The 12,915-nt window shown below is 35.7% G+C and carries 12 protein-coding genes and 1 other annotated feature; of the genes, 3 read left to right on the top strand and 9 right to left on the bottom strand.

Annotated elements, in window-relative coordinates:
• Positions 1 to 69: 69 nt before the first annotated feature.
• The 5 genes from I6L50_RS07405 to I6L50_RS07385 form a co-directional block, all read right to left on the bottom strand.
• Positions 70 to 537: a GNAT family N-acetyltransferase gene (locus I6L50_RS07405; RefSeq protein ID WP_219301004.1), complete on the bottom strand. Its 468-nt coding sequence runs from the start codon at positions 535 to 537 to the stop codon at positions 70 to 72.
• 368 nt (positions 538 to 905) lie between these two features.
• Positions 906 to 1,523: a DUF1361 domain-containing protein gene (locus I6L50_RS07400; protein ID WP_219301003.1), complete on the bottom strand. Its 618-nt coding sequence runs from the start codon at positions 1,521 to 1,523 to the stop codon at positions 906 to 908.
• Between the two features lie 148 nt (positions 1,524 to 1,671).
• A complete protein-coding gene (locus I6L50_RS07395) occupies positions 1,672 to 2,610 on the bottom strand; it encodes a thioester domain-containing protein (protein ID WP_219301002.1) in 939 nt (312 codons plus the stop codon).
• 123 nt (positions 2,611 to 2,733) lie between these two features.
• A complete protein-coding gene (locus I6L50_RS07390) occupies positions 2,734 to 3,573 on the bottom strand; it encodes an aldo/keto reductase (protein ID WP_374108353.1) in 840 nt (279 codons plus the stop codon).
• A gap of 16 nt (positions 3,574 to 3,589) precedes the next feature.
• Positions 3,590 to 4,753, bottom strand: coding sequence for an MFS transporter (locus I6L50_RS07385; RefSeq protein WP_219301295.1), 1,164 nt, complete (start codon positions 4,751 to 4,753; stop codon positions 3,590 to 3,592).
• A gap of 394 nt (positions 4,754 to 5,147) precedes the next feature.
• Between I6L50_RS07385 and I6L50_RS07380 the strand changes: the two genes are divergently transcribed.
• The 3 genes from I6L50_RS07380 to I6L50_RS07370 all read left to right on the top strand — a co-directional run bounded on the left by I6L50_RS07380 (position 5,148) and on the right by I6L50_RS07370 (position 7,589).
• A complete protein-coding gene (locus I6L50_RS07380) occupies positions 5,148 to 5,495 on the top strand; it encodes a winged helix-turn-helix transcriptional regulator (RefSeq protein WP_000760478.1) in 348 nt (115 codons plus the stop codon).
• Positions 5,496 to 5,925: 430 nt separating this feature from the next.
• Positions 5,926 to 6,366 carry a DUF1641 domain-containing protein gene (locus I6L50_RS07375; protein ID WP_001115312.1) on the top strand — a complete coding sequence of 147 codons (441 nt, stop codon included), beginning with the start codon at positions 5,926 to 5,928 and terminating at the stop codon, positions 6,364 to 6,366.
• 44 nt (positions 6,367 to 6,410) lie between these two features.
• Positions 6,411 to 7,589 (top strand): NAD(P)/FAD-dependent oxidoreductase, encoded by a 1,179-nt coding sequence (locus I6L50_RS07370; protein WP_002016002.1) that lies wholly within the window; start codon positions 6,411 to 6,413, stop codon positions 7,587 to 7,589.
• A gap of 264 nt (positions 7,590 to 7,853) precedes the next feature.
• Here I6L50_RS07370 and tyrS read toward each other — a convergent pair whose 3' ends face one another.
• The 4 genes from tyrS to I6L50_RS07350 form a co-directional block, all read right to left on the bottom strand.
• A complete protein-coding gene (gene tyrS / locus I6L50_RS07365; RefSeq protein ID WP_219301001.1) occupies positions 7,854 to 9,116 on the bottom strand; it encodes a tyrosine--tRNA ligase in 1,263 nt (420 codons plus the stop codon).
• 56 nt (positions 9,117 to 9,172) lie between these two features.
• Positions 9,173 to 9,389: a binding site (T-box leader), on the bottom strand.
• Positions 9,390 to 9,496: 107 nt separating this feature from the next.
• Positions 9,497 to 10,414, bottom strand: a complete 918-nt coding sequence (murB, locus tag I6L50_RS07360; protein WP_002034675.1) for a UDP-N-acetylmuramate dehydrogenase — start codon at positions 10,412 to 10,414, stop codon at positions 9,497 to 9,499.
• Between the two features lie 386 nt (positions 10,415 to 10,800).
• A complete protein-coding gene (locus tag I6L50_RS07355; protein ID WP_000573650.1) occupies positions 10,801 to 11,196 on the bottom strand; it encodes an SET domain-containing protein in 396 nt (131 codons plus the stop codon).
• Between the two features lie 210 nt (positions 11,197 to 11,406).
• Positions 11,407 to 12,909 carry a DUF4077 domain-containing protein gene (locus I6L50_RS07350; protein WP_219301000.1) on the bottom strand — a complete coding sequence of 501 codons (1,503 nt, stop codon included), beginning with the start codon at positions 12,907 to 12,909 and terminating at the stop codon, positions 11,407 to 11,409.
• Positions 12,910 to 12,915: the final 6 nt, after the last annotated feature.

Genomic DNA, 12,915 nt, shown 5'->3' with positions numbered 1-12,915 from the left:
TCTAACTTTAATGCTATTTTAGAATAAAAAACCCGCCTGAAAGATACTAATCTTCCGGACAGGTTTTTATTAATCCAACATACGTTTCATTATAAATCCTTTTCCGTGTAACCACTCATCCTCAATTTCACCGGTTAAATGGAACCCAATTGATTCATATAATTTTTGCGCGAGTTTGTTTTCTGGATGTATGCTTAAATACATAACTTTGCAATTATATTCTGTTGTAAAATGATCCATTAACAAACGCAATAATGGTTTTGCATACCCTTTTCCTTGGCATGCACTATCGATGACAAATTGATTTAAATATACAGCCTTTTCTTCTTCCTCAAACCAGCCATACATTGCATATCCAATAGGTATATCACCATCATACAGACCTATGGAAACCGCATCTTCTTTATATTTCGTTTCAGCATCAACTAAACAATTTTCAACTGTACTTTCAATAAATTTATGCTGCTGTTCTGTTACTTTTAAGTTAGCAATTTCATGCCGATTTTCTGTCGTTATTTCACAAATACGAAGTTTCATTTTTCATCTCTCTCTCTAATTTTTTGTTTCATTATACCGTACTGATCAAAACATTAATGCTGGCGATGTAAGAAATCCGAAGCATGCAAACAAGAACATATATTGTAGCAATACAAGAAAATATATTTTCCTCCATAATTTTCTTTCACTTGAATTTAACCTTTCAAAAAATATCCCCACTCGTTTTTCTAATATAATAATTTGATATATGTACACATTAAGTCCAAACGGTAAAAGGAAACTAAGCCCTCCCCACCACCAAGACTTTTCATACTTATACAGAAGGATCGCTATATAGACTTGTGAGATAAAAAGAAATAGAGCAATCGCTATAAGTACTATCGTTAACGTTACAATATCTTTATCGATTATAATTCCCTCCTTTTTACATCTACAAATAACCACCAAACCGTACATTGTAAAAGCGTCAGCCATATAATGAAAAGTACCGAAGATCCATTCATTGCATATACAAACTGTCTTACTAAAGATAATGGCTCTGTAAATAAATGAATCGAATGGAAACGCAAAAACCTTCCAATAAATATCCCGATACTAGAAAGTAATATAAAAACAAAGAGCATACCTTTTCTCCATTTCGTCTGTAAAAGATTGTTCACTTGTTTCAGCATAAGAATGTAATAATAAATTGCGATTATGACTCCACTTGTTAATACAAAAAAGTTTTTCCACTCTTCCAGTACTAGCCCTTTTTTATAATTAAACTCATATATATTTAGATGAATTAAATCTGTTACTACGTAAAATACATTCGGTGATAGTAGTATGAAAATAATATAAAATAGGCTACTCACCGGTATTTCACTTTTCTGTTTCACTTTAAATAATGGCAATAAAAAAGAAAGTTCTAGTGCAGCAAAGGCAAGGAACATATTCAAAATCATAAACGAGTATTTTATATCAAATATAATTAAAATAGACAGGTAAATAAAAAAACTAATTCGCGCCTTTGAACGTTCATTCACGGTGTATCTCCCCTTATATATCGTAAATTATTTCTTAATTTTAACAGCATGTTGCAAAAACTATAATCTAGATACATTACAGCAACCTTACAAAAATGTAAGCATACAAAAAAAGCACTGGAACATACCAGTGCTTTTCTTTAATCTTTTATCTTTTATCTTGATTTGGTTTATGTGGTTCGTTTGGAGTATATGGTTTATTTGGTTTATTATCATGACCATTTGCTTTTTTCCAACTTACCGCCAACTCTGGACTTGTTTTCTCTTCACTACGCTCAAGTAATACAACTGCATTTTGAATTGTCGGTGTTCCTTTATGCGCGATTCCTTGTAGTTTCGTTAAATTCCCTGATACTTTAAAGCTAAATCCACCCGATGGTGTTTGTTTCGGAATTAAAATGCGGAACTTTTCTCCTACATTAAATTCTGTTTTTCCCTCGCCTTTTTCATTTACGAACTTCGTGCCTTCTGGTGCACCTGTTGCTTGCACTTTATACGTTCCACTTTTTGCATTTGTTTGCACTGTGTATAAACCTGTTTCAAAAAACTCATTTTTTAATACTGCCTCTTGCTCTTCTGATGGTACTACACTCATCGTAATTTCTTGTAGTTCCTCACTAGCGCTTGCTTTTGCAACGATATCTTTCGTTACTTTTTCTACATTTTTATTACGGAAATCTAAATCGTTAATATCAATTTGTTTTAACGCATTCCACACCGCAAGCTGCGTTGCGTAATGTGCCTCTCTCCAATCGGAAACACCTAATTCTTGTGGGCTCTTCTGTGGATACCCGTTTAATAGTACACGATATACGTTAATATCTACTTTACCCATTTCAGGTAAATCTTGGCCGCTCGGAGATTTCAAATCTACATTTAAGCAAAATGCAATTTTTCCATCTGCCGTTTTAATAAGCTCTGTTCGAATTGGTTTCTTCTTTGACTTACTATAGCTCCAATCCATTTCATACTTCGTATGATCCATAACTTCTGCGAATGCCTTTTGAAGTGGGAATAATAAGTTCGCAAATACAAATAAAACACTCAAAAAAGCAGCCATTAGCTTGAACGATCGTTTTATATTCATGTCTACAACCCCTTATAAAATAACAAATTTACTACTATGTATTATTTAGTTAGAAACGTTTTTTATGCATAGACAAAACAAAAAAGAGTGCAAACTTTTTTGCACTCTTTGAACTTACCTCTATTAGAAATCAAAGTTATCAGGATCTGGACCAACGCGGTGGTTCTGATTTAAAGCATCAATCTTTTCCATATCTTCTTTTGTTAATTCGAAGTCGAATATATTAGCATTCGCAATAATACGCTGTTCTTTCGTTGATTTCGGAATCGTTACAACTTCATTTTGAAGATCCCAACGTAAAATAATCTGCGCTGTTGTTTTACCGTATTTATCAGCAACTTCTTGTAAAGTTTCATTATCTAATAATTGCCCTTGCATAAGTGGTGACCATGCTTCCATTTGGATTCCTTGTTCTTTACAGAAAGCTTGTAGTTCTTTCTGCGTTAAACGCGGGTGATACTCTACTTGGTTAATCATCGGCTTAATTTCCGCACCTTCCATTACATCCTTCAGATGATGGATTTGGAAGTTACTTACGCCAATTGCACGCACGCGTTCTTCTTTATAAAGTGTTTCTAACGCTCTCCACGAATCTTTATATTTCCCTTCAACAGGCCAATGGACAAGATATAAATCTAAATAATCTAGTTCTAATTTTTTTAAGCTCTCTTCGTATGCAGCAAGTGTCGTTTCATATCCTTGATCTGCGTTCCATACTTTTGAAGTAATGAATAAATCTTCTCGAGAAATCCCTGCTTCTTTTATACCAGCGCGAATGCCTTCTCCAACTGCTTTTTCATTTCCATAAATCGCAGCTGTATCAATGCTACGGTATCCTTCTTTAATAGCTACTTTCACAGCCTCTACAAGTTCCGGTCCATCTTCTACTTTAAATACACCTAAACCGAACCAAGGCATTTCCACACCGTTATGCAATGTTGTTTTACTTTGTAAATTTTTCATTATATTTTTCTCTCCTTTATTTTGCTTGATCTCTTTTTTCTAAGTTCATACTCCAAGCCGTTAAAATAACAGCGCCTACTACCATAATGCCGCCTACCCAAGCTGTATGAATTAATCCTAACGAGTTCGTTACAATACCGCCCAAATAAGCCCCAAGAGCAATTCCTGCGTTAAATGCTGCAATATTCATTGCTGATGCGATATCAACGGCACTCGGCACGAAACGCTCAGCCAATATAACGACATACACTTGTAGTCCTGGAACATTCATAAACGCGAATAGCCCCATAAAAATAATTGTGATAAGCCCTGCTACTTGAAACTGCGCTGTAAATGTTAGTACGAATAATACAATTGCTTGAATAAAGAACATGTAAAATAGTGCTCGAATTGGATTATGATTCGATAATTTTCCGCCGACCATATTCCCAATCGCAATTGCAATCCCGTACACTAACAAAATGATTGTAACGGTACTCGATTTAAATCCTGTTACTTCTTGTAATAGCGGAGATAAATACGTAAATGTTACGAATGTTCCTCCGTATCCTAATGCAGTAATGACGAAAACAAGTAAGAGTCTTCCGTTCGTGATAAGTTTGAATTGATCACGAAATGATACTCGTGTACCCTTTTTTAAGTTAGACGGAATTAACATGCTGTTTGCGACTAAGGCAACAATTCCAATGACCACAATCACCATAAAAGATGCTCTCCAGCCAAATTGTTGACCAATAAACGTTCCAATTGGTACACCTGTAATCGTCGCAACGGTTAAACCAGTAAACATAAATGCTATTGCACTAGCACGTTTATTCTCTGGTACAAGTGCAGCCGCAATTGTGGATCCGATCGACATAAAAACGCCATGTGCAAATGCAGAGACAACCCTCGCGATAAGTAACACAGTAAAACTCGTTGCTACCGCTGCAATTCCATTACCGATAATAAAGACAATCATAATCCACATTAATAATGTTTTTCGCGACATACTAGCAGTTAACGAGGTTAAAACAGGAGCACCGAATGCTACTCCTAACGCGTATAAAGAAACGGTTAAGCCCGCTGTTGTAACAGAAACATGTAAATCTTCCGAAATAGATGGTAATAAACCGACACTAATAAACTCGGTTGTACCAATTCCAAATGCACTAATTGCTAGCGCTAATAAAGCAAACATACTTCTTCGCTTCGTCTGAACAGCCGAAGATGATACTGCATATGAATTCAATTGAACTCCTCCTTAATACGAGAAATCCAATCATAATAGTATGATAAAAAGGCCTTTTTATCTTCTACAAAAATAACTTTACTGCTGATAAATGCTATTATGAATGGCTTCACTCTTTTTTTGAAGAACGCACTTTAAAGTACGATAGGTACCCAAAAGTAACATAGGCACTTTTTAGTACCGTACTACTCATTTCCCTCTTACGTATGCTATTATGAAATATATTCAACACGATAAAAAGTACGTACTTTAAAGTGCTATAGGCACTAAAAAGTAATATTTAACTTATTTAGCTTCTTTTGTTGAAGAAATGAAATCTACATTCATCAAAGGAGATTTTTATATGAAGAAATATAATATTCCCGTTGAAGCGACTTTAGAGGTTATCGGTGGCAAATGGAAAGTCGTTATTCTTTGCCACTTAACGAAAGGTACAAAGAGAACGAGTGAATTAAAACGTCTCATGCCTGGTATTACACAAAAGATGTTAACACAGCAATTACGCGAATTAGAAGAAGACGGAGTTATTCAAAGAAAGGTATACAATCAAGTACCACCGAAAGTAGAATATTCTCTTACAGACTACGGTTGGTCTTTAGAATCTATTCTTGATTCTCTTTGTACTTGGGGCGAATGCCACCTTGAAAAAAGCGGTAACACATCAATGCTAATTACAGAAGGTGAACAATAAAAAAAGGAAAAAATGAACATAAATTTGTCCATTTCCTCCTTTTTTTCTTTATATATATGTACATTTTTAAGATAGATAAAATAATTTATGCGCTTTCATGCCTTGTCAGTACTAGGTTACAGAATCAATATCAAATAATTAGGAATCATTTTTATGTTAACATACGTGTATATAGTATATAATATAGGATATATATTATATACACTTTCCGATAAGGGAACTTTCCATTATGCGGACAAGCCATGTATCGGACAGTTCATAAATAATAGGTAGGACATTATGGTTTTGGATTTATGATTTCAGCTTACTTGCTATCATAAATTTAAAGGCATTTTATTGTGCTTTGTGAAACTTTGTATAAAGTTTCATAAGCGTTTACTATCTTACCTATAAAAAATAAGAGTATTGCTATCGTAAAGGAGAATTGGAGATGCCAGAAACTATGACTCAAACAAAGCCAGAACAAGAAACTGTACAAATTTCTGCTAGCCAAGGACAACTTGATGTACTTGATCAGTTGTTAAAACCTGAGGTACAAGAATCATTAACAACACTAGTAGAACAGCTTCCAAAATTAACTGAGCTTGTTAACATTTTAACTAAGTCTTATGACTTCGCTCAAACTGTTGCTACTGATGAAGTATTAAAAAGCGACACTGTTAGTGCAATCACAGAGCTTGTAGAACCTGTAAAAGATACAGTAAAAGGCATGGCTGCAACTGCTATCGAAGCGAAAGATCGTGCTGATGAAAGCAACGAAGTTATCGGCCTGTTCGGTCTATTAAAATTACTAAAAGACCCACAAGCACAAAAAATGTTCCGCTTTGTGAACGCATACCTTCAAATTAGTGCAGAACGTAACAATAAATAATTTAACTTATAACAACAATTAGTAAAGACGGGGGATATCATACTATGTCAAAACAAATTGTCATCTTAGGCGCTGGTTATGGCGGTCTTCTTGCCGCTTTAAACGTACGTAAATATTACAGCAAATCAGAAGCACAAGTTACAGTGATTAACCAATACCCAACGCACCAAATCATCACTGAACTACACCGCCTTGCAGCTGGTAACGTTGCTGAGCAAGCAATTGCAATGCCACTTACAAAGCTTTTCAAAGGTAAAGACATCGATCTTAAAATTGCAACAGTTGAGTCATTCTCAGTTGATAGCAAAGAAATCAAACTAGCTGGTGGCACTACTTTATCTTACGATGCACTTGTAGTTGCTTTAGGAAGTAAAACTGCTTACTTCGGTATTCCAGGACTAGAAGAAAACAGCATGGTATTAAAATCTGCTGCTGATGCAAACAAAATCTACAAACACGTTGAAGACCGTATTCGTGAATACGCTAAAACGAAAAACGAAGCTGATGCTACAATCGTAATCGGTGGTGGCGGATTAACTGGCGTTGAGCTAGTTGGTGAGCTTGCTGACATTATGCCTAAACTTGCAAAAAGCCACGGCGTAAATCCAAAAGAAGTTAAACTTCTTCTTGTTGAAGCAGGTCCAAAAATCCTTCCAGTATTACCAGACCACTTAATCGAACGTGCAACTGCTAGCTTAGAAGCACGCGGTGTTACATTCTTAACAGGTCTTCCTGTAACAAACGTTGCTGGTAATGAAATTGACTTAAAAGACGGTCAAAAAATCGTTGCTAACACATTCGTTTGGACAGGCGGCGTACAAGGTAACCCATTAATTGGTGAATCAGGTCTTGAAGTAAACCGCGGTCGTGCAACTGTTGATGCACATCTACAATCTACTTCTCACAAAGACGTATTCGTTGCTGGAGACAGCGCTGTTGTCTTCTCTCCAGACGGTCGTCCATACCCACCAACTGCACAAATCGCTTGGCAAATGGGTGAGTTAATTGGATACAACTTATACGCAGCACTAGAAGGCAAAGCATTCGAAGAGTTTGCACCTATCAACTCTGGAACACTTGCTAGTCTAGGACGTAAAGATGCTGTCGCTACAATCGGAGCAAGCAATACTCCGCTTAAAGGCCTACCAGCATCATTAATGAAAGAAGCAAGTAACGTTCGTTACTTATCACACATTAAAGGTCTATTCAGCTTAGCTTACTAATCTGAATATAAGCCCGAATCATGCCCTGCATGGTTCGGGCTATTTTTATCCCGCTATTTGCGGGCTGATAATCAGTGGGGATGAACAAACCCCCCCACTGATTAAAGTTTCACTTTATCCGTAATTTTCTCTAACTTATTTATTCGGCAAAAGAATAATATAACCTCTTTAATTATCGAAATATACTGACTTTTTTGTGTCGAAATTGTGTATATGAAAAGAGCGGAAGTAGATATCTTCCCTACTTCCGCTCTTTCACAAGAACTATTCTCCTAATTCCACTAAGCTGTAGTTCTTCTTCCCTTTACGAATAATGATGAATCGTCCATCAAATGAATTTTCTACAGTAACATCCCTACTGACATCCGTTACTTTTTCACCATTCATAGATATAGCCCCATTATTAATATCTTCACGCGCTTGACGTCTAGAAGGTTCAATTCCTAAATCAACTAGCCACTCTACGATATTTTTCGTCTCTTTTGAAGATTGGAATGTCGGCATCTCTTTAAAGCCTTGTTCAATTTCATCAGCTGTTAACGACTTAATATCTCCGCTAAATAACGCTACTGTAATTTTCACTGCCTGTAAAAATGCTTCTTCTCCATGAACGAATTTCGTCATTTCTTCTGCTAATACTTTTTGCGCTTCACGTTTATGAGGCTCTGTTTCTACTTTCACAGCTAATTCATCAATTCGCTCTTTCGTTAAGAACGTAAAGTATTTCAAGTATTTAATTACATCATGATCATTTGTATTCACCCAAAACTGGTAAAATTCAAACGGCGTTGTCTTTTCAGGATCAAGCCAAACCGCACCACCTGCTGATTTACCAAACTTCGTACCATCTGATTTTAATAATAATGGAATCGTTAATCCGAATACTTTCGCTTCATGACCTTCTAACTTACGAATTAAATCTAGACCACTCGTAATATTTCCCCATTGATCACTACCACCAATTTGCAATTGAACATCTTCTTTTGTGTATAAATGATGAAAATCCATCGCTTGCAAGATTTGGTACGTGAATTCTGTGAAAGAAATCCCTGTATCTAAACGACTTGCGACAATATCTTTCGCTAACATGCTATTTATGCTAAAGTTTTTTCCGTAATCACGTAAAAACTCGATAATGTTTATTTTATGTGTCCAGTCATAGTTATTTACCATCTTCACTTCGCTATTCCCGCCAAAGTCAAATAGATTTTTCATTTGTGCTGTTAACGCATCTACATTATGCTGCACCACTTCTAACGTTTGTAGTTGACGCTCGGATTGACGACCACTCGGATCACCAATTGTTCCTGTTGCCCCTCCGATTAAAATAACCGGATGATGGCCAGCTAATTGAAATCTTTTCATCATCATGAACGGAATTAAATGTCCAATATGCATACTATCACCAGTCGGATCCACTCCGCAGTATAGTGAAATCTTTTTCTCTTCTACTAACTTACGCAAACCTTCTTCATCTGTCTGTTGATTCACAGCACCGCGCCATTCTAATTCATCAATAATATTCATCTTTTGTCATCCCCTTTATTTTTTGAAAACAAAAAAGCCCCTATGTCTACGATAGACATAGGGACGATTATTCACCGTGTTACCACCCAGTTTGCATAAATAGCATAGCTATTCATACCACTCTTAGCAATAATATCGATTGCTAGTCCGCTTAGCGTTACCTAAGATACTCCAGAGTGTAATTCACAAGTTTGTTTGTGCTAGGTTCCAGCAATCCCTAGCTCTCTTTAATAACAGTGACAAACTGCTACTGGGCTCTTTCAACGTATAATTTATTTGTTAAATTATTAGCCATTATATTGAATCAAAATCAAATTGTCAACAATACCCAAATGTTATTTCGAAATAATTCATACTTTTATACGTTTTTTATTCAAAGATTACTGTAGATTTTCTCCAATAATCCTTACTTCTCTCTCTAATTTCACACCGAATTTTTCTTCAACTGTCTTTTGTACAAAATGAATTAAATCGATATAATCTTGTGCAGTTCCGTTATCAACATTCACCATAAATCCAGCGTGTTTTAAAGAAACTTCAACTCCGCCAATTCGCTTACCTTGCAGTCCTGATTCTTGAATAAGCTTACCCGCGAAATTATTTGGTGGACGCTTAAATACACTGCCACATGAAGGGTACTCTAAAGGTTGTTTTGACTCACGTTTAAACGTTAAATCATCCATTTTTTCTTTAATTTCTTCACGCACACCTTCTTGAAGCTCAAATCTCGCTTCAAGAATAATGTAATGGTTGTTCGCAAATACACTCTTACGATATCCAAATTCAAATGCTTCTTTCGTTAAAGTACGTAGCTCTCCATCACCTGTCATTACGACAGCTTCTGTTAATACAAACGATACTTCACCGCCGTAAGCACCAGCATTCATATATAACGCTCCGCCAACTGAACCTGGGATACCACAAGCAAACTCAAGACCCGTTAAATTATGATCTAATGCAATACGTGATACATCAATAATTGCTGCACCACACTGTGCTACAATCGTCGTTCCTGTTACAGTAACACCTGTAATATGAATTAAACTTACTGTGATCCCACGAAGACCACCGTCTTTAATAATAACATTCGATCCGTTTCCTAAAAACGTAACTGGAATATTGTATTGATTCGCATACTTTATAACTTCTTGAATTTCATCATAATTCGTAGGAGAAACGAACACATCCGCTTTCCCGCCCACTTTAATATGCGTATGATTCTTTAACATTTCATCTTGCTTCACATGACCTTCAGGCAATACTGTACTTAAATATTTATAAACCTCGTGCATATTCATTTTACAATTCCTCTATTTCTATAATCTTTTTATCCCGCTATATACGGGTCCATAATATCCCCACGTAAAAATGCATTACAGAACAACAGCTAACGTGGTGAATACAGTGTACATAAAGCACACCTATAAACCTCTTAAATTATAAGAGGTTCCACTCATATTAAAATATATATCGCATAATAAAGCAACCCAAATGGGCTACTAAACTTGACATGTAACTATATAGACAACAATTTGTAAAATATATAGGCTTTTCAAAGTAATACCCTTCAATATCTTACTATACCATACGAAAGAAAAGTGGTATTTTTTTGTAATCTTTACTTTATTTTCATCAATAAAAAAGAGCACATCCCACAGAATGTGCCCTTTCTATACTTTTTAACTTATTTTTCGTTCTCTTCTTTTTCCTTATCAAACCATAATAGCTCATCGTCATCAACTTCACCATTATAATTGATTAGAATCTCTTCTCCCGCTTTTATATCTTTGTAAGCAAAGAAGTTAAACGTATGATTCTCGAAGACAATATCATACGTTGCATTCGGATTATATGCATGATTAAATAACATGCCGTATCCTAACAGGAATGCCGTATGATTTACCCCATACTCAAATGCGTAGTCAGCAAGTAACGTTTTCTCAATGTGTTCATGCTGTTCATTCGGATAAGAGATAACTGGTGCTGAGTGTATCAACTCACCCTTTTTAATATCACGAGTTGCAAATACCCCTCTATTAAATTCTCCATCACTAAGTTCAGAAGTCTTAACTTCGATCATATGCGTCACCTATATAATTCTTTCTTTGAAGTATTTTATTCCGCTATTTGCGGGGTTCAACTAATAATCAGTAGCGTATAGCCCCACTAATTAAAGTCTCAGTTTATCTCCTTAAGCTTGGCAGAAAACACGCAGAAAAGCAATTAAATTACTATCAAGTATTCATTTAAATGAAAAAAGAGCACACATGGTGTACCCTTTTAAGAGATATTACTTTTCTAAAATATCTTCTAGCAACTTCACTTGCTCGCTAACAGTATGTAACGTCTTCACCGATGTATCATTTCGATGCTTTTCTTCTTCAACACTCGCTAACACTTCTTCCGTAGCTGCAGAAGTTTGTTGAATTACGTTAGAAGCATGTGTAACGTCCTTTACGATATTCGTCGTTTTAGCTTGGAAACTTTCTTGATGACCAACAATCTCCCTCATTACATCATTAATCGCATCAATAAACTTCCCTAAATCCGTTACATTGGTCAAAACACTTGCTAACATTTCGTTACATTCTTCTTGTACTCTTTCTGACTTCTCTACCTGCACTTCTACTTTACTTGCTTGATTACTAAACTCCTTCAAAATCCCTTGAATTCTCCCCGCAGAACGATTCGATTCTTCAGCAAGCTTTAATACTTCATTCGCTACAATAGCAAAACCTTTTCCATGCTCGCCTGCCCTTGCAGCCTCAATATTTGCATTTAAAGCTAGTAAACTCGTCTGACTTGAAATATTCGTGATTACATCTACAATTTCATTAATTTGTTTCGATTGTGTCATTAATTCTCTAAATATCGTTCCTGATTGTGAAACAACATCATTTAAACTTCTCATGTTAGCTTCAAAATTTCTTAAAGTATTTACACTACCCTTTGAGATTTCCAAACTTTTATCAACACGCATCGACGCATTTCTTACTTGAGAGATGATTTGGTCAATATTTCCCTCCATATCATTCAATACTTCTACTGAACGTGACATCATCTCTGATTGCGATTGAGTTCCCACTGCTACTTCTTCAAAAGCAAAGTTAATTTCACTCATTGACTCCATCGATGTATTCATATTTTGTCTTAAATGATTGAAATTACTATCTAACTTCACAACAGTTTCCTCAATAAGCCTTTGCGTTTCTTCTAACTCCTGAGCTTTCTTCATCACCGCTTGCTTCTCATCCCTTAAACGAGCCAAAAGATTAGAACCAATCTTTGTGACACCCCACATAGCGATCGTTACAATCGCTAACAAGCTTGCGAAATTTGCAGCTTCAGATGACGCTGTATACGCAAAAAATTGATTTGGCCAATAACTACAAAGTATAAATGTAACAACAACTGCTACCCCGCCAAGAATTAAAATAAGACGTTCACTCAAATAAATAAGTGAAACCGCTAATGTAAAATAGATCATTTGAAATACAGCTGGGCTTTCATTAAATGCTTGTACCATAATGAAAGACATAATAAGTAGCATACATGTCATGATGTATTTATACATTGCTTCCATACTTTCTATAAAAGTAAGCAGCGTTCCAAATACTACGATAGAAATACCACACATCCAAAATACTATTGCTCTCTCTGTAAAAATATATCCGTAATACCCAATCGCGATTATCCCAAGGAAGAAACTACAAATCGTGATAAACAACAATAAATGATTTTTCTGTGATTCTTTCTCAAGGTTAGAAAAACAAGTTCTCTTTAACCACTCCATATATGA

It is taken from the genome of Bacillus sp. FDAARGOS_1420 (genome assembly GCF_019344915.1).
GTDB classification, from domain to species: domain Bacteria; phylum Bacillota; class Bacilli; order Bacillales; family Bacillaceae_G; genus Bacillus_A; species Bacillus_A mycoides.
This window is presented reverse-complemented; position numbering and strand designations above follow the sequence as displayed.